This is a genomic window from Flavobacterium sp. JLP (assembly GCF_015350755.1).
Lineage (GTDB): Bacteria > Bacteroidota > Bacteroidia > Flavobacteriales > Flavobacteriaceae > Flavobacterium.
In genome coordinates this window covers 287,893-312,400 of the sequence record NZ_JADKPS010000006.1, presented here as the reverse complement: position 1 = coordinate 312,400, position 24,508 = coordinate 287,893, and the positions used below count along the sequence as shown (strand labels likewise).

Below are 24,508 nucleotides of genomic sequence, written 5' to 3'. Positions count from 1 at the left end.
TTTTTAAAACCCTGTCCAGTCCGGACAGGGTTTTTTCGTTTTGCACCCTTTTCTAAAAATAATGCCCTGAGAAATACTCGGATGGGTTTTAAAATTACAAGTCTACTGAAAATAAGATGTATCACTTATATGTAAAATATATCTAGTCGTTATATTCTGTTAAATTAAAGTCAATTTTGGGTTTTAAATAAGGCTGTGTTAGCCTTTTTGGATGTGAATCTGTATTTTTGTATTAAATATTATAATTTAAGTATGAAAAAAAGTATTGTATTGTTGGCATTGTTTGTTCTTTCAAATTTAAATGCTCAACAACGCCCTAAGTTGGTGGTAGGTATAGTTGTAGATCAGATGAAAATGGAATATTTATATCGATTCTCAGATGATTTTTCACCAAACGGATTTAAAAGATTAATTAATAATGGGTATACTTTTCAGAATATGCATTATAATTATATGCCAACTTATACAGCGCCAGGGCATGCGTCAATTTATACAGGAACTACTCCAGCAACACACGGTATCGTAGGTAACGAATGGTTCAGCAGAACATTAGGTAAAGAAATGTATTGTACAGATGATGCTGGTGTAAAAACAGTTGGAGATGGAACAGTAGAAGAAGGGGCTATGTCTCCTAAAAATTTGCAAAGTACTACTATTACAGACGAAGTAAGAATGGCTACTAATTTTCAAGGAAAAGTTATTGGAATGAGTCTTAAAGATCGTGGTGCAATTTTGCCAGCAGGACACTTTGCAAACTGGGCTTTTTGGTACAGTAAAACTGGTTCTTTCATTTCAAGTACATTTTACGGTGATAAATTACCAGAATGGGTTTCTCAATTTAATAGTGAGAAACATTATTTGCCATATATAAATAAAGGTTGGGATTTATATAAGCCAGCTTCTACTTATAACGAAAGTTTACCTGATAATAATCCGTATGAGGGTAAATTATATGGCAGTACAGCTCCTGTTTTTCCATATGATTTGAAAACAATGTATGAGAAAAATGATGCAGGAATCTTAAGAGCTACTCCATATGGAAATGATTTATTAGCTGAATTTGCTAAAAAAGCTATTGAAAAAGAAGAACTTGGAAAAGATAATATTACGGACTTTTTAACAGTAAGTTTTTCATCTACTGATTATGTTGGACATTTATTAGGTCCACGCTCAATTGAATTACAAGATACTTACTTAAGATTGGATCAGACTATTGCTGATTTTTTAGCTTATTTGGATTTAACGGTTGGTAAGGAAAATTACCTTCTTTTCTTAACAGCAGATCATGCTGGTGCTGAAAACGTTATCTATTTAAAAGACCGTAAATATAATGTTGATAATTATCCATCTAAAGATTTTAAGAAAAACCTACAGGATTTCTCAACTAAGACATTTGGAGCTGATTTACTTTTAAATTATTCAAATTTTAATATTTTCTTCAATAAGCAAATTATAAAAGATAAAGGTTTAGAACTGACAAGAGTAAAACAAGCATTTAAAGAATATTTGATTACACTGCAGCAAATTAAAAAAGTATATACGGAAGAAGAAATTTTAGCAAATTCTGGAAACGACTATTATTTAAATTTCGTAGCAAAAGGATATGATGTAACTCAAGATGGAGATATGGTTATAATTAATAAACCTGGAGATATGGAATATTCGCCTACTGGAACATCACATGGAACTCCATATAGTTATGACACTCATGTACCAGCAATCTTTTATGGGTGGCACATTAAAAAAGGAGAATCGTATGATAAAAAAGCAATTACTGAAATCGCTCCAACAATTGCTCAAAAAATTAAAGTTGCTTTTCCTAACGGAACGGAAGCAAAAGTATTACAAGAAGTATTAGACGAAAAATAATATTCTGTATAAAATTTAAAACCTGTCTCTGCAAGACAGGTTTTTTTATGTCATAAAAAAGGTTTTTCAATTAAGAAAAACCTTTTTAAATAGTGTTTAGTAAGCACTTATTTTAATGTTAGCACTATGCGTTTGCTAACACTAATTCTTCGTTAAAAGGAAGATTCCAAGCTTCAGCAACTCCTTTGTAAAGAATTTTTCCGTTAGCGATGTTTAATCCTTTTTTCAATTCTTCGTTTTCATTACAAGCCTTTTGCCATCCTTTGTTTGCTAATTGCACTGCATAAGGCAAAGTAGCATTAGTTAAGGCTAAAGTAGATGTATAAGGAACAGCACCTGGCATGTTAGCTACACAGTAGTGAACAATATCATCAATAATAAAAGTTGGATTTTCGTGAGTTGTTGGAGTACAAGTTTCAATACATCCACCTTGATCAACTGCAACGTCAACAACAACAGTTCCTGGACGCATTAATTTAAGCATATCACGAGTAATTAGGTGAGGTGCTTTTGCTCCTGGAATTAATACAGCTCCAACAATCAAGTCAGCATCTTTAATTGCTCTTGTGATGTTATAGTGGTTAGACATTTCTGTATTTACATTTGCTGGCATAATGTCATCTAAATAACGTAAACGAGGCAAACTTAAGTCCATTATAGTTACTTGTGCTCCTAAACCAGCAGCCATTTTTGCAGCCTGAGTTCCCACAATTCCACCACCTAAAACTAATACTTTAGCTGGCGGTACACCTGGAACACCACCTAAAAGAATTCCTCTTCCTTTTAATGGCTTTTCAAGATATTTTGCTCCTTGTTGAATCGCCATACGACCTGCAACCTCTGACATTGGAACTAATAATGGCAAACTGCGATCTGTTTTCTCTACTGTTTCGTAAGCTAAACAAACTGCACCTTTTTCAAGCATTGCATGAGTTAATGGCTCTGAAGAAGCAAAGTGAAAATAAGTGAAAAGCAATTGATCTTTTTTAATTAACGGATATTCAGAAGCAATTGGCTCTTTTACTTTTATAATCATTTCAGCAATTGCGTAAACTTCTTCAATAGTTGCTAAAACTACTGCTCCAGCTTCTGCATATTCATCATCACTAAATCCGCTTCCTAATCCTGCAGTTGATTGCACGTAAACTGTATGTCCGTGTTTTTTCATTTCTGAAACACCAGCAGGAGTTAAAGCTACACGGTTTTCATTGTTTTTTATTTCTTTTGGAACACCTATTATCATATCGTTATATTTTTTGCTTTTTTAAATTTGTTTTACAAAGCTACTGATAGAGAATATATTATTGATAAACGACTTTTAAATAAGAAAATATTATTTTATTTTATACTTTTACAGAAAAATATTCTTTTTCTAGGGCTATATTTTCTCTTAAAAAGAAAAAATGACTAAATTTTATTAATTAGAGAAAACGTTTTCGCTATGGCTTTAGATGAAATTGACAAAAAAATCTTACGACTTTTACAGGAAAATGCCCACTATACTTTGAAGGACATTGCAAACAAAATAAATTTGTCATTAACACCTGTTCATGATCGTGTTAAACGTCTTGAAAAAGAGGGAGTTATTGAAAAGTATGTTTCGATTTTGAATAAGAAAAAACTCGGAAATAATCTTACGGTCTATTGTCAGGTAACATTGACAAAACAGACTTATGATACTTCTGAGGGATTTAATCAATCGATTTTAAATTTACCTGAAGTAGTAGAGTGCAATTATGTTTCAGGAAATTTCGATTATATGCTTAAAGTTATTATTCCAGATATGGAAAGCTATCATCATTTTCACCAAAAAAAATTATCTATTTTACCTGAGGTTTCTCTAATAAATACTGTTTTTGTAATTTCAGAAGTTAAAAGTACAACTGTCTTGCCTATTTAATTTAATAAAAAAACCACCAAGAAATCTCGATGGTTTTTAGAAATAGTGGTTTTTTGGTTTTATATTTAATAATAAGTAAAGCGTCTTACTCTTGCAATATATTTTGCTAAACGAATTACTTGATGACTATATCCATATTCATTATCGTACCAAATGTACAGAACAATGCTTTTGCCGTCCTTGGAAACAATTGTTGCATTGCTGTCATAGATTGATGGTGCCGTAGTGCCAACAATATCTGACGAAACCAATTCATTGTTCAAAGAATATTTGATTTGTTCTACCAGCTCTCCTTCAAGAGCATACTTTTTCATGATTTTATTAATCGCTAAAATTGAAGTAGCTTTTTTAACTTCTAAATTTAAAATTACTAAAGAACCATTTGGAACTGGAACCCGAATAGCATTCGAAGTTAATTTGCCCTCTAAGGATGGCAGTGCTTTTGCAACAGCACTTCCTGCACCAGTTTCTGTTATAACCATGTTCAAGGCAGCAGCTCTTCCTCGACGGTATTTTTTATGCATATTATCAACCAAATTTTGATCGTTAGTATAGGCATGAATGGTTTCTAAGTGACCTTTTACAACTCCCAATGTGTATTCAATAGCTTTTAAAACAGGTGTAATTGCATTTGTAGTGCAAGAAGCAGCTGAAAAAATATCGATTTCATCTGGGTTATAATCGGTATGATTTACACCATGTACAATATTAGGAACTCCTTTTCCGGGCGCTGTTAACAAAACTTTACTTGCTCCTTTCGAAGTTAAATGTCTCTGTAAGGATTCTTGAACTGTAAAAGCTCCAGTATTATCAATAATTAACGCATCGTTAATACCATATTCTGTATAGTCAATTTCTTCTGGAGAATTTGCTGTAATGATATGAACTGTGGTACCGTTTATGATTAAAGCATTATTTTTTGGATCAGCTGTTACAGATCCTTGAAAATTTCCGTGAATGGAATCATATCGCAATAGAGAAGCTCGTTTCTCTAAAGTCGATGCGTCATTTTTGTCTCTGGTTACAATTGCTCTCAAACGCAGTTGATTTCCCTTTCCAGTTTTAGACATTAATTCTCGCGCTAATAAACGTCCAATTCTTCCAAAGCCATATAAAACAACATCCTTAGGTTGAATTTCTTTTGAAGATTTGGCTTTTTTCAATTTATCGATTACAAAATATCGTGCATCGGGATATTTTTCATCTTCTAAACGATATTCATAAGTTAGTTTTCCAAGATCTATTTTCGCAGGCGGAAGATCTAATGACAAAACAACTTTTGCAATTTCTACCGAATCAAAAATGGTGATTGGTTTGCCTACAAATTCACCTGCGTATTGATGGAGGTTGATAATATCGCTGACATTTTTATCCAGCAATTGATTTTTGAATAAAACCATTTCTATGGATTTGTCATACCATAAATCGCTTATGACTTTAATTAATTCGACACCAGCTCTTCTTCGGTCGACTTGTAATGATACCTCTTTTTGGTACAAAGATTTTTTACTCATAATTGATTAAATTGGAAAAATAAAATGCTCACTATTTTAAAATTTTCCGCAAAAGTATCTATTTCAATCGATTTCGTAAACTATTTTATAATTTATTTTTGAAAATAAAAAAGCCACCTTATTTTCTAAGTTGGCTTTTTTTTAATGAAATTTTAATTGTCTTCAGTTTCAGTCTTCAGTCCCAGTATTTCCTCTTTAGGAAACTGTAAACTGCAAACAAGTACTGCGACAAATTTTAAATAATTATTCTAAATATTTCTCCGTTTTTGTTTATCATTTCAATTCGGACACTTTGACCTTCATCTTTTTTACTTAAAAGTCTCGAAACAGTTTCAACATTTGTTGCTTTTACATTATCAATACTCAAAATAATATTGCCCTGTAATTCATTTTGATATTGCATTAAATTCTCATTTGTTATGCTTCTGATTTTTACTCCATAATCAATTCTGAATTTCTTTTTATCCGTAGCATCAATATTTTCTAATTCAATTCCTTTAAATTCGGTGCTGTAAAATTCATTTTTACTTAATGTAACCGGAACAGTTCTAGATTTTCCGTCTTTAAGATATGTTACATTTACTACGTCATTTGGTCTTTTGGTATTAATGTATCCAGAAAGATCAGCATAAGTCGAAATATTTTGGTCATCTAGTTTTACAATAATATCTCCTTTTGAAAGTCCTGCTTTTTCAGCTCCTGAATTTTTAGAAACTTTGCTAATATAAAAACCTTGAGTTTGAGTAACTCCTAATTCTTTTGAAGCATTACTGTTTAGTTCGCCGCCTTCAACTCCTAGAATTCCTCTCTGAACATTACCGAATTCCATAATATCTTCGATGATTTTTCGAGCAATATTAGATGGAACCGCAAATGAATATCCAACATAAGAACCTGTCATTGATGAAATCATGGTGTTAATTCCAATCAATTCGCCTCTTGTGTTTACTAATGCGCCACCACTGTTTCCTGGATTTACTGCCGCGTCAGTTTGAATAAACGACTGAATTCCGTTTGTATCTAAATTTCTGGCTTTCGCCGAAACTATTCCAGCAGTTACAGTTGAAGTTAAGTTATATGGGTTTCCGACTGCCAAAACCCATTCTCCAATTTTTACCGAATCAGAATTTGCAAAAGCGGTATAAGGTAATTTTTCATCAGCATTGATCTTCAATAATGCAATATCCATTTTAGAATCGGTACCAATTAGTTTTGCAGTATATGATTTTTTATTGTTTAACGTAATTTCAATTTCAGAAGCATCTTTTATAACATGATTATTGGTTACAATATATCCGTCTTCAGAAATAATAACTCCAGAGCCGGTGCCAACTTGTTCTTGCTGTTGCTGGCCTCCATAACCATAGAAAAACTCCATCATAGGATTACTTACAGTTCGTCGCGAAACATTTTTTACGTGAACAACTGTGTGAATTGTTTTGTCTGCTGCAGCTGTAAAATCAACTGTTTCTGCATTTAATGCTACATTCCTGCCAAATGAATTTGGGGCGAGAGTAACAACAGAATTTTGTCTTCCAAAAAAAGAATTGCTGCCATCAAATAATAATTTGTAAGCTCCAAGTGTAGTAGCGCCACTTAGCAATGACACTAAAAATAAGGTTGAAAATCTTTTCATAATTAGGATGTATATTTAATTTACTTAACGTAAAATTAAAGCAAAAAATTATTTGAAAAAATGCTTTAACTCTCTTTAACAATGATTAACATTTCATTAATTAATAGTTTGTACTTTTGTAGTATATAATAGAAGAAAAATGCAAATAGAATTTTATAAATATCAAGGCACGGGCAACGATTTTGTGATGATTGACAATCGTACTAATTTTTTCCCAAAAGAGAACATACAATTAATTGAACGTTTGTGTGACAGACGATTTGGTATTGGAGCTGACGGGCTTATTTTACTTGAAAATGATCCTAACACTGATTTTAAAATGGTCTACTACAATTCTGATGGAAATCAGAGTTCGATGTGCGGAAACGGCGGGCGATGCTTAGTAGCTTTTGCCAATCAATTAGGCGTCATTAAAAACAATACAATTTTTATTGCAACAGATGGCTTACACCATGCTTCAGTAGGTGAAGATGCTATTATTTCTTTGCAAATGATTGATGTTGATGAAGTACAGCAAAAAGATTCTTATACTTTTTTAAATACAGGTTCTCCACATCATGTTCAAATTGTAGATGATTTAGAACATTATAATGTAAAAGAAAACGGAGCTGCAATTCGCTATGGAGAATTATATGGTGAAAAAGGAAGCAATGTCAATTTTGTAAAAAAGGTTGACGACAGTACTTTTTCTCTTCGTACTTATGAAAGAGGTGTTGAAGACGAAACTCTTGCTTGCGGAACAGGCGCAACAGCAGTTGCCATTGCGATGAACGCTATTGGGCAGACTGATAAAACTTCAATTAACTTGAATGTTGAAGGCGGAAAATTGGTAGTTTCTTTTGATAAAGATGGAAATCACTTCACGAATGTTTTCTTAACCGGACCAGCTAAATTTGTTTTCAAAGGAACAATCGAAATATAAGATCTAAAATCACAATCTAAAATTAAAAAATGATAACACTCAAAGGCGACAATATTTATCTGAGGGCACTCGAACCTAATGATTTGGAGTTTGTTTATGCCATGGAAAATGATCAAAGCATTTGGGAAGTTAGTAATACATACACACCTTATAGCCGTTTTTTGGTTCGTCAGTATCTCGAAAACGCCCAACAGGATATTTATGAGGCAAAGCAATTGCGTCTGGCCATTTGTCAAGATGAAGATTTTCCGGCTATCGGATTAATTGATTTATTTGAGTTTGATCCTAAAAATAATAGAGCCGGAGTTGGCATTGTGATTCAAAAAGATGAAAATAAAAGACAAAATGTTGGGTCTGAAGCTTTAGGGCTTTTGATTAAATATGCTTTTTATAATTTAAATTTACATCAGCTCTATGCAAATATTAGTGTAGAAAATGTAGCAAGTATAGCTCTTTTTACTAAATTTGGTTTTGAGAAAATAGGAATTAAAAAAGATTGGATTTTGCTGCGCAACCACTATCAAGACGAAGCAATGTTCCAGTTAATTAATAAACAAATTTAAATTTAAAACTTTGAGCTTAAAAAAAATTATCACGATAACTGCCGTAGCCGTAATTTCAGTTTTAATGATTTATGGATTTATTTTAATCAGCAGAATTTTTAGTGCCAACACTAAATTTGAGGAAAAAGAATTATACGTCTATGTTCCGACTGGAGCAAATTATACAGATGTAAAAAAAATATTAGAGCCTTACATTAAAAATTTCGAAAACTTCGAAATGGTAGCAAGCAAAAGAAGTTATCCAGATAATGTAAAATCAGGTCGTTTTTTACTTAAAAAAGATATGAATAACATCGATTTGGTACGTGCAATGCGTTCTAATGTTCCTGTAAAGTTGGCTTTTAACAATCAAGAGCGTCTAGAAAATTTTGCTGGAAGAGTAGGTTCTGAAATCGAAGCAGACAGTTTGTCTTTAATGAAAGCAATAAAAGATTCGACTTTTATGGCAGCAAACGGCTTTAATGAAGACAATGTATTTGCGATGTTTATTCCAAATACTTATGAAATTTATTGGAATACGTCTGCAGAGAAATTCCGTGATAAAATGATCAAAGAATACCATAATTTTTGGACTGCTGAAAGAATCGAAAAAGCTAAAAAACAAGGCTTAACACCAGTTCAGGCAACTATTTTGGCTTCAATAGTTCATAAAGAATCAGTTAAAAAAGATGAAAGACCTAGAATTGCTGGAGTTTATTTAAACCGTTTGCGTTTAGCAATGCCTTTGCAAGCTGATCCGACAGTAATTTATGCTCTAAAATTAAGAGACAATAATTTTGATCAGGTTATCAAAAGAGTATTTTATAATGATTTGGTTATGAAATCTCCTTACAATACTTATGTAAATATCGGACTTCCTCCGGGACCAATTGCAATGCCAGATATTACAGCTCTTGATGCAGTTTTAAATCCTGAAAAAAACGATTACATTTATTTTTGCGCGAGTGTAGAACGTTTTGGGTATCATGAATTTGCATCAACTTATGAGCAGCATACAATTAATGCAAAAAAATATTCAGACTGGATTGCTAGTCAAGGCGTAACAAGATAGTTTTGAATTTTAAACATTTCCTTCTCTTATCGGCAGTATTTTTTTTGAGTTTTCATTCTTTGAAAGCACAAAGCAAATTCGAAATTTTTTTAACTCCCTCCGATACTTTAAATAAAAAAAGACAAAATACCGTTATAGTAACTGAGGCTGCTCTGGCTTCGGTTACCTTAATTGGTTTGAATCAGCTTTGGTATGCTGATTATCCGCAGTCTAATTTTCATTTTATAAATGATAATAACGAATGGCTTCAGATGGATAAAGTAGGGCATATGTATTCTGCTTATCATTTAGGAAGATTTGGTGCTGAAATGTTAAATTGGAGCGGTGCAAGTCAAAAAAATCAACTTGTTTACGGTGCCGGATTAGGATTTGCATTTTTAACTGCTGTTGAAGTTTTAGATGGATATTCATCAGAATGGGGAGCTTCTTCTGGAGATTTAATTGCAAATGCAACAGGAACAGCCTTATACGTTTCTCAAGAATTACTTTGGAAAGAACAGCGAATTACTCCTAAATTTTCTTTTCACACTACAAAATATGCAAATCTACGTCCTGAAGTTTTAGGAAGTTCATTAAATGAACAGCTTTTAAAAGATTATAACGGACAAACTTATTGGCTTTCTGTCAACCTTTATTCTTTTGCAAAAGAAAGCAAAATTCCGAAGTGGTTAAATATTGCTTTTGGATATGGAGCTGATGGAATGTTAACAGGAAATTTACAAAATGATAATCCAGTTTCTGTTCAAAACCCAGAAAGATTTCGTCAGATTTATCTTAGTTTTGATGTGAATTTGACGAAAATTGAAACAAAATCGCATTTTTTGAAAACTATTTTTTCTGTTTTTAACACCTTAAAAATTCCTGCTCCAACTCTCGAATATAGCGCCAATAAAGGGCTTAAAGCACATGCGTTCTATTTCTAAAAACGCTTAACTATTTGATTTTCAGTATTGTTTTGTTTTTCTTATCTTTGCACCGTAGAAATTTCAAAGAGGTGACAGTGATTTGAAGAAAAACAATTTATGATAAAGAAGTGGTATTTTTATGCGAGTTTGATCGTTATTATTACATTTTTGAGTTTGGGTTTTAAACCCTTTAATCTGGAAACCAAACCGTGGTTTCTCACAGAAAAAACAGATGGAGCCGAATACTTATTTCCATCGCAACAAGAGGATGATTATCCTATTTTAAACAATTTAAACATCCCATTTACAGGAAAGCATCTTATAGGTTTTAAAGAAGCCGTTGCTTTCAAAGAATCTCAAGGAAAATACCGATTGGTAAATTCATTGGGTTACATGGGGAAATACCAATTTGGTTCTCAAGCCTTACGATCTATTGGTGTTCGAAATGGTAAAGCTTTTCTAAAAGATCCTGCTTTACAAGAAAAAGCTTTTATTGCGTTATTGTCCAAAAACAAATGGATTTTACGTAATGAAATCGAAAGGTACGAAGGAAAAATCATTAGCGGTGTCGAAATCACCGAATCTGGTATTTTAGCAGCAGCACATCTTGGAGGCGCTGGTTCAGTAAAAAACTTCTTTAAAAATAAGGGGAGTAGACGTTTTAGAGATGCCTATGGTACTTCATTAAGAAGTTATATGAAAGCCTTTGGAGGTTATGATCTTTCTCACATTGAAGCAGATAGTAATGCAACAATAAATGATTAAGAATTAAAGCAAAATAAAAAATCCCGATAATTCGGGATTTTTTTATGGCAATTAGTCAATTAAAATTTCTAGAATTTTTATCGCCGCTTCACTGATTTTAGTTCCTGGGCCAAAAACAGCAACGGCACCTGCATCAAATAAAAATTGGTAATCTTGCGCCGGAATTACACCGCCGACAATTACCATAATGTCTTCGCGTCCGTGCTTTTTAAGTTCTTCTATTACTTGAGGGACTAATGTTTTATGTCCTGCGGCTAATGAAGAAACACCTAAAATGTGGACATCGTTTTCAATGGCTTGTTTAGCAGCTTCGGCAGGAGTTTGAAAAAGAGGCCCTATATCTACATCAAAACCTACATCTGCATAACCTGTTGCAACTACTTTTGCACCTCGGTCATGCCCGTCTTGTCCCATTTTAGCAATCATAATTCTAGGACGTCTTCCTTCTTGTTTTGCAAAAGCATTCGCTAATTGTTTTGCCTTTTCAAAATTCTCGTCATTTTTTATTGCTGCACTATACACACCGCTAAAGGATTTAATTTGTGCTTTATACCTGCCAAAAACACTTTCCAAAGCATCGCTGATTTCGCCCAATGTAGCTCTGTCTCGAGCGGCTTCAGTAGCAATCTCTAATAAGTTACCTTGACCAGTTTTTGCACAAAGAATTAATTTTTCTAATGATCGATTTACTTTTTCAGTATCTCTTTTTGCTTTTATTTCTTCAAGTCGCTCAATTTGCTGTTTTCGAACCATTTGATTGTCTACATCCAAAATATGCAAAGGATCTTCTTTTTCTAATCTAAATTGATTAACACCAACAATAATATCTTGTCCGCTGTCTATTCTCGCTTGTTTTCTAGCGGCAGCTTCTTCTATTCTAAGTTTGGGAATTCCGGCCTCGATGGCTTTTGTCATCCCGCCAAGTTCTTCTACTTCTTCAATTAGTTTCCAAGTATTTTCTAGGATTTCATTCGTCAGACTTTCAACATAATAGCTTCCGGCCCAAGGATCGACAGTTTTGGTTATTTTCGTTTCTTCTTGTAAAAATATTTGTGTATTACGTGCAATTCTGGCTGAAAAATCGGTTGGCAGAGCAATCGCTTCATCAAGTGCGTTGGTATGTAAGGATTGTGTTCCGCCAAAAGCAGCCGCCGTTGCTTCAATACAAGTTCTGGCCACATTATTAAACGGATCTTGTTCTGTTAAACTCCATCCACTGGTTTGGCAATGTGTTCTTAAAGCCAAAGATTTATCGCTTGTAGGATTAAATTGCTGTATTAATTTCGCCCAAATCATTCGGCCGGCCCTCATTTTTGCAATTTCCATAAAATGATTCATTCCGATTGCCCAAAAGAAAGACAATCTTGGTGCAAATTCATCAATGGTCATTCCAGTTGAAAGTCCAGTTCTAATGTATTCTAAGCCATCTGCTAAAGTATAAGCCAATTCGATATCGGCTGTAGCTCCTGCTTCCTGCATGTGATATCCTGAAATAGAGATAGAATTGAACTTAGGCATTTTTTTGCTTGTAAATTCAAATATATCAGCGATAATTTTCATTGACGGAGTTGGCGGGTAAATATATGTATTACGCACCATAAACTCTTTCAAAATATCATTCTGAATTGTTCCAGATAATTTTTCGATTGCAACGCCTTGTTCTTCAGCTGCAACAATATAAAATGCCATAATGGGCAAAACAGCACCATTCATCGTCATCGAAACTGACATTTCATCTAACGGAATTTGGTCAAAAAGCACTTTCATATCTTCAACCGAATCTATAGCAACTCCTGCTTTTCCAACATCGCCAACTACTCTCTCATGATTTGAATCGTAACCGCGATGGGTAGGTAAATCAAAAGCTATTGAAAGGCCTTTTTGTCCTGCAGCCAGATTTCTTCTGTAAAAAGCATTACTTTCTTCCGCTGTAGAAAATCCGGCATACTGGCGAATTGTCCAAGGTCTTCTTACATACATTGTTGCATAGGGTCCACGTAAATTTGGCGCAAATCCAGCTCCAAAATCTAAAAACTCTAAATCTTCGATATCTTTCTCAGAATACTGTTTTTTAAGTTCGATTCCTTCGGCAGTTGTAAAATTATCTGTCAAAGTGTCAAAATTTTGACTTTCGATTTTTGACTTTTGACTTTGAAGATTGATATGTTTAAGGTCTTTTCTTATCATTGAGACACTTTGTTTTGTGGTTTTATTAATTACTTCTTAAAGATTATTCAAGTTCTAATCGTTCTTGCTCCAGTTTTTCAGCTAATCTTTTTTCTATAATTGGTGTAATTAATGTTTTTCTCGGCTTTATTTTTACAAATGGAAACAGCTCTAAATCGTGTTTCATTTTGTCTTCTTTGTTTGGGTATTTATTTGTACCCAATAAGACTTCTTTTTTAGAATCAAATAATTCTTGTTCTTTAGAAGCGCTTTCTTGAATCTTCTTCTTGATTGTCCCGTCGTTTAAAAGTTTTAAAAATCCTCCATTGGATTCAATATCTTTAAATAAAGCTAAACTTTTTTCAGCCAATTGCATGGTTAGACTTTCAATGTAATAACTTCCATCAGCAGGATTATCAACTTTATCAAAATAACTTTCGTGTTTCAAAACCAATAACTGATTTCGTGCAATCCGGTCGCCAAATTCATTGTCTTTATGATAAAGCGCATCGTAAGGCAAATTAGCTACTGCATCAGCACCGCCCAAAATTGCCGACATGCATTCTGTTGTTGTTCGAAGCATATTGACATTATAATCGTAAATCGTTTTGTTTCGTTTAGTTGGAGTTACCAATAAATGACAATCGATCTCGGCATTATATTCGGTTGCAATTAATTTGAAAAGCATTCGCAATGCGCGAAGTTTAGCAATTTCAAAAAAGTAATTTGTTCCTACAGAAACTTGAAAAACAATTGGTTTCATTATAGTTGGCAAACGGTTTAAATATTCATTGGCATGCGCTAAACTATAAGCAATTTGCTGTGTAATATTTGCTCCAGCATTTTGATACAATCCTAAATCAATGCTTAAGAGTGAAATGTTTGTTGTGGCTTTTGAAATTTTTTCAAGTGTTTCAAAATTATTTTTATCGGAGGTTGCAAGCCAATTCCCTTCTCTCGCAAAGTAGCCAATTGGATCCATGTTACAGTAAAAGGTTGCTTTTTTTTGAATCGAAATCATGTCTAATAGTTTTACGAAATCGATTGAAATAAAATTCAAATTAAAGTAAACAGTTCTGTTTTCTAAAGGAAGGTTTTCTAATAATTTTTGAATGTCAAGTTTTTCGTTTTGAATGGTAAAATGTAAACTTTCAGCTCCTCTTTCAATAGTATTAATAGCTCTTTGAATCGATTTCTCGACATCATAAACAAAGATGTTTTGGCAGATTTTAAAGTTTGAAACATTTGTTTTTACCGGAGCGGCAGTCGAAAATTCATCTCTATGGTAAAAAGGTTTAACCTGAATATCTTCTGGAGAATTCCAAATAACAGTTTGGTTGTATTCGGCTCCATCTAATTCAAACTGAATTTTTTGTTTCCATTGTTTGGATGAAATCGGATTAAAATCGTCGAATAGGGTAGTGGCCATTTGGTGTTTTTTCTGATTATTCTTTTTCTTGAATCGTATCTCCTTCAAATTGAATGATATAAATATCTTCGCTGTCTTTTTTCATAAAGTACTTTTCGCGAGCATATTTTTCTATTTGTTCAGGATTTTTAAGCTGTTTGATCTGTTCCTGATCTTTTTTTATTTCTTCCTGATAATATTTTTTATTGTCTTGAAGTTCATTGATTTGACCATCTAAAAAACGATGGTCAAAATAAGAGTAATTGTCTAAAAATAGCATCCAAACTACAAAAAATAGTAAAACCCAAACATATTTGTTGCTTAGGAGTTTGAACCATTTTTTGTCTTTATATGGATTTTTCATTTCAGTTTGTTTAACAATTACTGTTTAAGATTTAAATCGGAGCTATCGAGATAAGAATCAGGATAGCTCTTATTTTTCTGGAATAAATTTACGATAAAAATTATGAAATTCGCTGATTAATTACAGCACGAACCACATCAATAGCTACAGTGTTGTATTTATCGTTTGGAATAATAATGTCAGCAAAAGCCTTTGATGGCTCTATAAACTGCTCATGCATAGGTTTTAAGGTGTTTTGATAACGTGTCAAAACTTCATCGATATCACGTCCTCGTTCTGAGATATCACGTTTTAAACGGCGAATTAATCTTTCGTCAGAATCTGCATGAACGTAAATTTTAATATCAAAAAGATCACGAAGTTCTGGATTTGTCAAAATTAAAATGCCTTCAACAATCATTACTTTTCTTGGATGTGTTGAAACAGTATCATCAGTCCTATTATGTTGAATGAAAGAATAAACAGGCTGATCAATAGTTTCGCCTGCTTTTAATGCTTTTAAATGTTTTTCTAATAATTCAAAATCAATTGCGCGCGGGTGATCAAAATTTATTAATGCTCTTTCGTCAAACGACAAATTATGGGTTTCTTTATAGTATGAATCCTGAGAAATCACCCCAACTTCAGTGTCTGGCAATTCGTTCATGATTTGGTGTACTACTGTTGTTTTTCCACTTCCTGTTCCTCCTGCAATTCCAATAATGAGCATATGTTTTTTGTTTGATATTTGATTGGCAAAAATAATAATTTAAGTGAATTGAATAAACATATTAATGCATTTAACCATATAAGTAATGTAAGTAAATATAAGCAGCAAAATGTTTAACTAAAATAGTACTTAGCTGAACTTATATTGCTTATATGTTAAAATGATTATCATTAAAATATAAAAAAATCCCGACAGCATTGCTGTCGGGATTTAGTGCAGTCAGTATAGTTTTAATAAAATATTCTGAATTTAGTAAGCACGTAAAATTATTTATTCTTTTTTGCTTTAATCATCATTTCAAGCTGATCCCAAAGTTCTTCTGGAATGGCTTCTAATAAATTAAATTGGCCTGCGCCTTTTAACCATTCACCACCATCAATTGTGATAACATCCCCATTTACATAAGCAGAAAAATCAGAAACTAAATATGCTGCTAAATTGGCCAATTCTTGGTGATCACCTACACGTTTCAATGGCACTTTTTTGGCCATATCAAACTTTTCAGCAAGATCGCCTGGCAATAATCTGTCCCAAGCGCCTTTTGTAGGGAACGGTCCCGGAGCAATTGCATTCGAACGAATTCCGTATTTTGCCCACTCTACAGCCAAACTTCTTGTCATGGCTAAAACTCCTGCTTTTGCAGTAGCACTAGGGACAACATAAGCTGAACCTGTCCAGGCATAAGTTGTTACAATATTTAAAATAGTTGCCGATGTTTGCTTCGTATCGATCCAATGTTTTCCAAAAGCAAGCGTACAGTTTTTAGAACCTTTTAATACAATATCTATAACAGTATCAAATGCATTTGCAGATAGACGTTCTGTTGGAGAAATAAAATTTCCGGCAGCGTTGTTCAAAAGAACATCAACTTTTCCGAAAGCTTTTAAAACTTCTTGAAGCATGTTTTCAACTTCTTCATAATGACGAACATCACATTGAACTGGTAAACATTTTCCGCCAGTTTCACTTTCTAGTTCAGCTGCTGTAGTTTTAAGTTTTTCTAAATCTCTAGAAGTAATCGCCACCTGAGCTCCTAATTCTAAGAAATATTTAGTCATTGCTTTACCTAAACCACTTCCGCCACCTGTAACTACAATGACTTTTCCTTTTAAGGCGTCATCGCGCAACATTTTATCTGTATAGCTCATATTTTTCTTTTTATTACAATATTAATTAAATAAATAGGATGCATGCATAATAATGTTATAAATTTTTGATAAAATTTATATATCGCATAATTTTTTTGCAGCCGATTCTAATGTGAAATTGTCTTTCGCAAAACAAAAGCGTATTAATTTTTGGTCTTTGTGATCTGAGTAAAAAGTGGAAATAGGAATTGCAGCAACACCGTAATCTGTAATTAGTTTTTTACAGAAACTAACATCATCATCTTGAGAAATATTTGCATAAGAAGCGACTTGAAAATAAGTTCCTTCGCAAGGTTTCAACTCAAAACGGCTATTTTGAAGCAGTTTGCGAAAATAATCTCGTTTCTCTTGATAGAATTTTCCAAGAAGATTAACATCAACAATATCTAAATATTGACTAATAGCAACTTGGGAAATACTATTTACACTGAAAACCAAAAACTGATGTACTTTTTTAATTTCCTTCATTAGATATTCAGGAGCAACGGTATAACCAATTTTCCAGCCGGTAATATGAAATGATTTCCCAAAAGAAGAAACCATAATACAACGATTCAAAAGAAATTCTTTGGTATGAGCAGAAATATGTTTTTCTTCAAAAGTAATATATTCATAAACCTCGTCAGATAAAACTAAAATATCAGGATACCTCGAAAGTATTTTTTCTAATTGAAGGAAATCAGTTTCCGTTAATATTTTTCCAGTCGGATTATGAGGGTTATTGATGATAATCATTTTGCTATTTGCAGAACAGGCTTTTTCGATCGTTTCCCAATTTGGCGTATAATCATCATTTAAAGCCACTCGAACTGGTTTTGCATTACACAATAATACCGGAGATTCATAAGAATCATAACTAGGATCTAAAATAATTACTTCCTCACCAGTTTTTACTAAAGCTAAAATTGAAGTAAAAATGCCTTGCGTTGCGCCGGCGGTAACCAAAAGTTCTAAATCAGGATTAATTGTTCTTTTGTAAGAACTCTGAATAAGCTTCGTAATCTGATTCATCAATGGCGGATAACCGGCCATTGGAGTATATTGGTGTACGTTTTCTTTCGAGATTTTTGCCACAATGGATGTCAATCTTTCATCAACAGGAAAATTAGGAAATCCCTGCGAAAGATTAATTGCATTGTATTCAGCTGCCATTTTAGACATTACCGTAAAAATGCTTGTGGTTATGTTTGGGAGTTTACTCATGATAAAGTTTTGATTAGCGAAAAACTTGTGAGTACAATATAAGGCAATTTTTACAATTACATTTTATGAATAATAAAAATCGTTGGTCGATTATGCAAATCAACTTTTAATTTTTTCCAATCTGCAATACGCATTGTTTTTATAAACTCTGTCGGCAAAGTTATATCTGTCGCAATACATAAATGTGTTGAAGGATTTACAATCTGCAAAATATCTTCAACTAATTTATTGTTTCTATAAGGAGTTTCTATGAAAATCTGCGATTGGTTTTTATCCTGAGATAATTTCTCAAAATGTTTTAATGCCGATTTTTTCTCGTCTTTATCAATTGGCAAATAGCCATTGAAAGTAAAACTTTGACCGTTCATTCCAGAAGCCATCATAGCCAATAATATAGAAGAAGGACCAACTAAGGGCACAACCTGAATTCCTTTTTCATGTGCCAATTTTACAATTACAGCACCGGGATCTGCAACGCCGGGACAACCGGCTTCACTCATTAGTCCCACATTTTTTCCTTCTAATAAAGGTTTTATGAAGTCTAAATGTTCGCTTGGCTCTGTTCTTTTATTTAGTGTAAAAAGAATAAGTTCTGATTGTTTTTTGTCTGGAGAAACCGCTTTTATTGATTTTCTGGCTGTTTTTTCGTTTTCAACAATATAATGATCTATAAAATCGATACTTCTTTTTACTGTTTGAGGTAAAACATCCATCGGATCGCTTTCGCCCATTGTCGTTGGAATTAAATATAGTTTTCCTAGAAGTTTCATTTTTTGATATTTTATAGTTTAAAACAAAAATGTATTTCATTTATAAAGGTATAAGTGAAATACAAATTAAATTACGAGTGTTTTTTGATGAGTTTAGAAGCAATTATTTCAGCAACTTCGTCTAGCATTTGATAAACATTATCAAAACCATTTACAGCGCCAAAGTAAGGATCGGGAACATCTACATTTTCATCCGGAAATAATTCGTTTAAAATAAGATGAACTTTGCTTTCGTGTTCTGGAGTTTTTGCTAAATGAATGACATCACGATAATTCGAATTATCCATAACATAGATATAATCGAATTCATCAAAATCTGAAGTTTTAAATTGTCTTCCTTTTTGATTGTCAATACATAAACCGTTTTTTTGAGCGACGGCTATTGAACGTTTGTCAGGTGAGTGACCTACATGCCAAGATCCAGTTCCGGCTGAATCAACGATGAATTTGTCTTTTGGTAATTTAGATGCTAAAATACCTTCAGCTAATGGTGATCTGCAGATATTTCCCAAACAAACCATTAAAATTTTTACTGGCATGATTCGCGTTTATAGCGTTAATTTTTTGTTGATGTCTTCGACAAATTTCTTGAATTGTTTGTCTGTAGAAACTAAATTGTCAACTGTTTTACAAGCGTGTAATACTGTAGCGTGATCGCGATCTCCAATTTGTGAACCAATGTTTGCCAAAGAAGCTTTAGTAAATTTCTTTGCAAAAAACATGGCCAATTGTCTCGCCTGAACAACATGCCTTTTTCTAGTTTTGGATTGAAGCGTTTCAATATCCAACTGAAAATAATCAGACACAATTTTTTGAATATAATCGATAGAGATTTCTCTCTTTACGTTTTTAACAAATTTTTCTACAACACTTTTCGCTAACTCAATTGTAACTTCTTTTTTGTTGAAAGAAGATTGAGCGATCAATGATATAATAGCTCCTTCAAGTTCACGAACATTAGTTTTGATATTACGGGCAACATATTCAATAATGTCTTCCGGCATATCAACACCGTCGCGGTATAGAATGTTTTTTAAGATTGAAATACGAGTTTCATAATCTGGCTGGTGCAATTCAGCAGATAATCCCCATTTAAAACGAGATAATAATCTTTGCTCAATATCCTGCATGTCTACAGGAGCTTTATCCGAAGTTAAAATTACTTGTTTTCCGTTTTGGTGCAAGTAATTAAAAATATGGAAAAATACATCCTGAGTTCCTGATTTCCCTGATAAAAACTGAACATCATCAATAATCAAAACGTCGATTAACTGGTAAAAGTGAATGAAATCATTACGATTATTCTTTTTAACCGAATCAATATATTGTTGTGTGAAAATTTCGGCAGAAATATATAAAACCGTTTTTTCAGGATATTTATCTTTTACTTCAACACCAATAGCGTGTGCTAAGTGAGTTTTTCCTAAACCAACTCCTCCAAAAATTAATAACGGATTAAATGATGTTCCTCCAGGTTTGTTGGCCACAGCCATACCAGCGGAACGAGCCAAACGGTTAGAATCTCCTTCAAGAAAATTATCAAAACTGTAGTTTGCATTTAACTGCGACTCAATTTTTAAATTTCTGATTCCAGGAATTACAAACGGGTTTTTAAGCTCAGGATTTAAGTTTTTAAACGGAGCATCAACTTCTTGCGGTTTCATTGGCACTCTGTTGGCGCTTGGCAACTGTTCGGTAAACGGTTGTTTATTGCCATAAGTGTTCTCCATCTTAATTTTATAAAGTAACTTTGCATTTTTTCCCAGTTCTTTGGTAAGCGCAACTTTCAATAATTTAACGTAATGTTCTTCTAGCCATTCGTAGAAAAATTTACTTGGAACTTGAATATATAACGCGTTGTCGGTTAGCTCAACTGATTTGATTGGTTCGAACCAAGTTTTATAGGCTTGATCTTGAATATTGTCTTTTATAAAGGACAAACAGTTTTCCCATACCGATTGAGCAGTTTTAGTCATAGATTCAATTAAATTTTTTTATTATTGATAAAGATTCTCCTAATAAAAAGGGAGCAATTTTATTCCGTATTTCGGGATAACAAATATGTGAACAAATTTCTGTAAAAAAAAATATTTTGGGGTCTAATTTTATAAAAAAATGTTGTACGTGAACTTTAAGAAGTTTAAATTTTTTAATCTATAAATAATGAAAAATCATCAAACGCAAGTGCGTGTACGTTACTCAGAAACGGATCAAATGGGAGTTGTTTATCACGGAAATTACATTCCGTATTTCGAGATCGGACGCGTGGAATGGCTTAGAAACAAAGGGATTTCGTATAAAAGTATGGAAGAAAGCGGTATTGGCCTTCCAATTGTTTCGATGCAAATAAATTATAAAAAATCTGCGCGTTATGATGAGCTTCTTACGATTCATACTGCTTTCAAAAGTCAGTCATCGGTTAAGATTGAATTCGACTGCGCAATCTATAATGAAGCGAACGAGTTATTAACAACTGCCGTGTTTATTTTAGTATTTATTTCGTTAAAATCAGGCCGTCCAACGGCTCCGCCAGATTATATTTTAGAATTATTTAAAACACTAGTATAATTGTTAAAAGGAAGTGCAAATTTATATCAAATTATATAGTTTTGATGTCAATTTCAAACATTAAATCAAAAATGTCGAATACTGATTCGGCATTTTTTTTTCGCGTTTTTGTCATAATTTTTCCAATTGGCAATCCAGAAATTTCATCTATTTCCATTTCTTGAGAAGTAATTTCAAGTTTTTTTTCTTTAATGACACGCATCACTTTATTCATGTTCTTGTAATCAAAAGAAATTAAAAAATGAACATCGATTGTCTTTTCGACAATCTCGCAAACATCAAGTGTCATTTGTGCGGTTGTTTTATAAGCTGTGATTAAACCTCCTACGCCTAATTTAACTCCTCCAAAAATCCGAACCACAACAACTAAAACATTCGTTACCCCAAAAGACTGAATTTGGCCATAAATAGGTGCGCCCGCCGTATTGCTGGGTTCTCCATCATCATTGGCGCGATATGATATTTTTGGAGCCGAACCTAATTGATAAGCGTAACAAAAATGAACAGCGTGCGGGTGTTGTTTTTTTAAGCTTTCTATAATGGGTTTTACTTCATCTTCAGTTTCTATAGGAAAAGCGTAGCCAAAAAATTTGCTTCCTTTTTCTTTAAAAAGTATTTCTTCAGATTCAAAAGCAATGGTTTTATAGGTGTCGTTATATTCCAAAAGTAAATTTCTAGATTAAATTTTGTTGCTGAACCTTTTCTCCTGCAGATTTTGCAGATTTTTTTTATAAGAAGTTTTAAATATCTGCTTTATCTGCAAATCTTCGGGGAAGATAAAAATAAGCTAAAGTATTTTTTTATCAAATAAATCGACCACATCTTCCTGTCCAACTTGTAAATTCCATACATGCAAACCTAAAGATGCTGCAGAATCTGTATTTTCTTTTTTGTCGTCTATAAACAGAGTTCGTTTTGGAGACAATTCATGTTTGTTGATTAAATATTGAAAAACTTCAGCATTTGGTTTTCGCATTCCAATTTCAAAGGAAAAATAAACTTTTTCAAAACATTGGTAAAAATCGCTGTAAAACGAAACACCGCTTTTATTTTCAAAAGTTTCAATATGAATAGAATCCGTATTGCTCAATAAAAACAAACGGTATTTTTTTGAAAGCATCTGAAGGAATTCTAATCTATATAAAGGAAAATCGGCTAAAACAGCATTCCAGGCTTTGAGAATTTCTTCAACAGAAGCATTTGGCAGTTCTTTTTGAAAACCTCCTATGAAATCATCATGCGAAATATCGCCAGTTTCAAACAAAAGATTTAAACGATCTAATTCTGCATTCCATTCGGTCATACCTAATTGCTGCAATCCTGAAATAGTAGCTTGTTTGTCTAAATTGATAAAAATATCTCCAAAGTCAAAAATTATAGTATCAATCATGATTTCTAACGTATATTAATTCGTCGTTTTGAATATGGGTTTTAGTTATGGTTTTCTTTTGAAGAATTGGCGCTTTTGTTCCTTTATTAAAAATACTTTCTCCAATAAAAATTCGGGCTTCGTCCCAAGTGTTTTGATCGATAAAAGATTGTAAAGTTTTTAAACCGCCTTCTATAATAATAGACTGAATTTGATTTTGATGCAAAACAGTCAAAATTTGCGGTATTATATTTTGATTAAAATCGATTACTTCAAAGCTCGTCTTTTCTGCTGAAAAGCTTATTTCTGATTTTGTAAATACAATGGTTTTTACACTGTCATCAAAAATAAAACTGTCTCGAGAAATTCGGTTATTCTGATCTAAAATAACTCGTACCGGATTATTTCCTGCCCAATCTCTAACATTTAATTTCGGATTGTCGTCAATAACAGTCTGCGTTCCTGCCAAAATAGCCTGTTCTTCACTTCTCCATTTATGTACCAATTGTCTTGAATACGTATTGGTTATCCAAACTGGTTTTCTTTCTTGATTAAGTTCTTTTTCTGGTGCCAAAAAACCATCTTGACTTTCAGCCCATTTCAATATAATATAAGGTCTCTTTTTTTGATGAAAAGTAAAAAAGCGTTTATTGAGTTCGTTACATTCATCTTCTAAAATGCCAACCGTTACATTTACTCCAGCTTCTAGTAATTTTTTGATTCCATTTCCAGCAACTTTTTCATTAGGATCTACTGTTCCAACAACCACATTTGGGATTTTATTTTCAATAATCAAATCACAGCAAGGAGGCGTTTTTCCAAAATGGCTGCAAGGTTCTAAACTCACATAAATAGTTGCTTTTTTTAACAGTGATTTGTCTTTTACAGATCGAACGGCATTTACTTCTGCATGTGGTTCTCCAGCTTTTTTGTGCCAGCCTTCGCCAATAATCTGGCCGTTATATACAATTACGCTTCCTACCATCGGATTTGGATACGTTGTTCCAAAACCATTTTTGGCAAGTTCAATACAGCGTTTTATGTATTTTTCATGTAGATTCACGATACAAAAGTAGTTATTTTTGAGTTTAGTCACGATAGTTAATGTTATAGTTGGCCTACTTTCAAAAAAGTATTTTTACTTTTGTGTGACATTACACTAATAAACGAAATATGGAGAATTGGATTATCAGAGAGATTAAAAAAGAAGACAATCAGGCAGTTGCACAATTAATAAGATCCGTTTTTGATGAAATGGAAATTCCTAAAGTGGGCACGGCATATGAAGATCCGTATTTAGATTTGATGTTTGAAGAATACAATAAATCTCAATCTGTTTATTTTGTGGTTGAAAATGAAGGAAAAATTGTTGGCTCTGCTGGCATTGCGCCTTTAGAAAATGGGGATCCTAAAATTTGTGAGCTTCAAAAAATGTATTTTTTGCCAGAGACACGCGGTTTAGGAATTGGAAGTAAAATGATGGAAAAATGCTTGGAAGAAGCTAGAAATTTTGGTTTTGAAAAATGTTATATAGAAACGATGCCATTTATGCATGCGGCTCAAAAATTATATAAAAAATCAGGTTTTGAATATTTAGATACGCCATTAGGTTGTACTGGGCACAGTTCTTGCCCTGTTTGGATGTTGAAAGTTTTGTAGACAAATTGTAACAGAATTT

24 protein-coding genes are annotated in these 24,508 nt (G+C 32.9%); 9 read left to right on the top strand and 15 right to left on the bottom strand.

The genetic code is table 11. The features are described from left to right. The first annotated feature begins 252 nt into the window (after positions 1-252). Positions 253-1,869 carry an alkaline phosphatase PafA gene (gene pafA / locus IRZ83_RS15705; protein ID WP_194570142.1) on the top strand — a complete coding sequence of 539 codons (1,617 nt, stop codon included), beginning with the start codon at positions 253-255 and terminating at the stop codon, positions 1,867-1,869. A 124-nt stretch (positions 1,870-1,993) separates the two neighbouring features. Here pafA and ald read toward each other — a convergent pair whose 3' ends face one another. Beyond that, a complete protein-coding gene (ald, locus tag IRZ83_RS15700) occupies positions 1,994-3,112 on the bottom strand; it encodes an alanine dehydrogenase (RefSeq protein WP_029272638.1) in 1,119 nt (372 codons plus the stop codon). Positions 3,113-3,310: 198 nt separating this feature from the next. Between ald and IRZ83_RS15695 the strand changes: the two genes are divergently transcribed. Continuing rightward, the gene (locus IRZ83_RS15695) at positions 3,311-3,769 is read left to right on the top strand and encodes an Lrp/AsnC family transcriptional regulator (RefSeq protein WP_029272639.1); all 459 of its coding nucleotides are present in this window, start codon (positions 3,311-3,313) and stop codon (positions 3,767-3,769) included. Between the two features lie 65 nt (positions 3,770-3,834). Here IRZ83_RS15695 and IRZ83_RS15690 read toward each other — a convergent pair whose 3' ends face one another. After that, positions 3,835-5,283 carry a glyceraldehyde-3-phosphate dehydrogenase gene (locus tag IRZ83_RS15690; RefSeq protein ID WP_194570140.1) on the bottom strand — a complete coding sequence of 483 codons (1,449 nt, stop codon included), beginning with the start codon at positions 5,281-5,283 and terminating at the stop codon, positions 3,835-3,837. A gap of 235 nt (positions 5,284-5,518) precedes the next feature. Further along, entirely contained in the window at positions 5,519-6,919 is a 1,401-nt protein-coding gene (locus tag IRZ83_RS15685; RefSeq protein ID WP_029272641.1) for a trypsin-like peptidase domain-containing protein, read from the bottom strand. Positions 6,920-7,058: 139 nt separating this feature from the next. On the opposite strand from IRZ83_RS15685, the gene dapF reads away from it, so the two are divergent. From dapF to IRZ83_RS15660, 5 genes are all read left to right on the top strand, one after another. Continuing rightward, complete coding sequence (dapF, locus tag IRZ83_RS15680; protein ID WP_029272642.1) at positions 7,059-7,841, top strand: diaminopimelate epimerase; 783 nt, start codon at positions 7,059-7,061, stop codon at positions 7,839-7,841. Between the two features lie 29 nt (positions 7,842-7,870). Further along, complete coding sequence (locus IRZ83_RS15675; RefSeq protein ID WP_029272643.1) at positions 7,871-8,404, top strand: GNAT family N-acetyltransferase; 534 nt, start codon at positions 7,871-7,873, stop codon at positions 8,402-8,404. Positions 8,405-8,414: 10 nt separating this feature from the next. Beyond that, a complete protein-coding gene (gene mltG / locus IRZ83_RS15670) occupies positions 8,415-9,455 on the top strand; it encodes an endolytic transglycosylase MltG (protein WP_029272644.1) in 1,041 nt (346 codons plus the stop codon). 59 nt (positions 9,456-9,514) lie between these two features. After that, complete coding sequence (locus IRZ83_RS15665) at positions 9,515-10,378, top strand: DUF2279 domain-containing protein (RefSeq protein WP_228520708.1); 864 nt, start codon at positions 9,515-9,517, stop codon at positions 10,376-10,378. 99 nt (positions 10,379-10,477) lie between these two features. Continuing rightward, a complete protein-coding gene (locus IRZ83_RS15660) occupies positions 10,478-11,125 on the top strand; it encodes a hypothetical protein (protein WP_029272646.1) in 648 nt (215 codons plus the stop codon). Between the two features lie 51 nt (positions 11,126-11,176). Here IRZ83_RS15660 and scpA read toward each other — a convergent pair whose 3' ends face one another. From scpA to dnaA, 9 genes are all read right to left on the bottom strand, one after another. Then, a complete protein-coding gene (gene scpA, locus IRZ83_RS15655; protein WP_194570136.1) occupies positions 11,177-13,312 on the bottom strand; it encodes a methylmalonyl-CoA mutase in 2,136 nt (711 codons plus the stop codon). Positions 13,313-13,355: 43 nt separating this feature from the next. Next, positions 13,356-14,720: a methylmalonyl-CoA mutase subunit beta gene (locus IRZ83_RS15650; protein WP_194570134.1), complete on the bottom strand. Its 1,365-nt coding sequence runs from the start codon at positions 14,718-14,720 to the stop codon at positions 13,356-13,358. Positions 14,721-14,736: 16 nt separating this feature from the next. Next, positions 14,737-15,063 (bottom strand): FtsB family cell division protein, encoded by a 327-nt coding sequence (locus tag IRZ83_RS15645; RefSeq protein ID WP_029272649.1) that lies wholly within the window; start codon positions 15,061-15,063, stop codon positions 14,737-14,739. Positions 15,064-15,163: 100 nt separating this feature from the next. Then, a complete protein-coding gene (udk, locus tag IRZ83_RS15640; protein WP_194570132.1) occupies positions 15,164-15,772 on the bottom strand; it encodes a uridine kinase in 609 nt (202 codons plus the stop codon). A gap of 266 nt (positions 15,773-16,038) precedes the next feature. Next, a complete protein-coding gene (locus IRZ83_RS15635) occupies positions 16,039-16,920 on the bottom strand; it encodes an SDR family oxidoreductase (protein ID WP_029272651.1) in 882 nt (293 codons plus the stop codon). Between the two features lie 75 nt (positions 16,921-16,995). Next, on the bottom strand, positions 16,996-18,123 hold the full coding sequence (locus tag IRZ83_RS15630; protein ID WP_194570130.1) for a methionine aminotransferase: 1,128 nt from the start codon (positions 18,121-18,123) through the stop codon (positions 16,996-16,998). Between the two features lie 56 nt (positions 18,124-18,179). Next, entirely contained in the window at positions 18,180-18,893 is a 714-nt protein-coding gene (locus IRZ83_RS15625; protein WP_194570128.1) for an SAM-dependent methyltransferase, read from the bottom strand. 71 nt (positions 18,894-18,964) lie between these two features. After that, complete coding sequence (locus IRZ83_RS15620) at positions 18,965-19,432, bottom strand: low molecular weight protein-tyrosine-phosphatase (protein ID WP_194570126.1); 468 nt, start codon at positions 19,430-19,432, stop codon at positions 18,965-18,967. Between the two features lie 9 nt (positions 19,433-19,441). Then, on the bottom strand, positions 19,442-20,869 hold the full coding sequence (gene dnaA / locus IRZ83_RS15615) for a chromosomal replication initiator protein DnaA (RefSeq protein ID WP_029272655.1): 1,428 nt from the start codon (positions 20,867-20,869) through the stop codon (positions 19,442-19,444). Positions 20,870-21,056: 187 nt separating this feature from the next. Between dnaA and IRZ83_RS15610 the strand changes: the two genes are divergently transcribed. After that, positions 21,057-21,461, top strand: a complete 405-nt coding sequence (locus tag IRZ83_RS15610) for an acyl-CoA thioesterase (protein WP_194570124.1) — start codon at positions 21,057-21,059, stop codon at positions 21,459-21,461. A gap of 31 nt (positions 21,462-21,492) precedes the next feature. Here IRZ83_RS15610 and IRZ83_RS15605 read toward each other — a convergent pair whose 3' ends face one another. The 3 genes from IRZ83_RS15605 to ribD form a co-directional block, all read right to left on the bottom strand. After that, positions 21,493-22,125 (bottom strand): IMPACT family protein, encoded by a 633-nt coding sequence (locus IRZ83_RS15605; protein WP_194570122.1) that lies wholly within the window; start codon positions 22,123-22,125, stop codon positions 21,493-21,495. Positions 22,126-22,248: 123 nt separating this feature from the next. Next, a complete protein-coding gene (locus IRZ83_RS15600) occupies positions 22,249-22,851 on the bottom strand; it encodes an HAD family hydrolase (protein WP_194570120.1) in 603 nt (200 codons plus the stop codon). Beyond that, entirely contained in the window at positions 22,844-23,893 is a 1,050-nt protein-coding gene (ribD, locus tag IRZ83_RS15595; RefSeq protein WP_194570160.1) for a bifunctional diaminohydroxyphosphoribosylaminopyrimidine deaminase/5-amino-6-(5-phosphoribosylamino)uracil reductase RibD, read from the bottom strand. The genes IRZ83_RS15600 and ribD overlap by 8 nt, the downstream gene beginning before the upstream one ends. A 110-nt stretch (positions 23,894-24,003) precedes the next feature. Between ribD and IRZ83_RS15590 the strand changes: the two genes are divergently transcribed. Next, a complete protein-coding gene (locus tag IRZ83_RS15590; RefSeq protein WP_194570118.1) occupies positions 24,004-24,489 on the top strand; it encodes a GNAT family N-acetyltransferase in 486 nt (161 codons plus the stop codon). Positions 24,490-24,508: the final 19 nt, after the last annotated feature.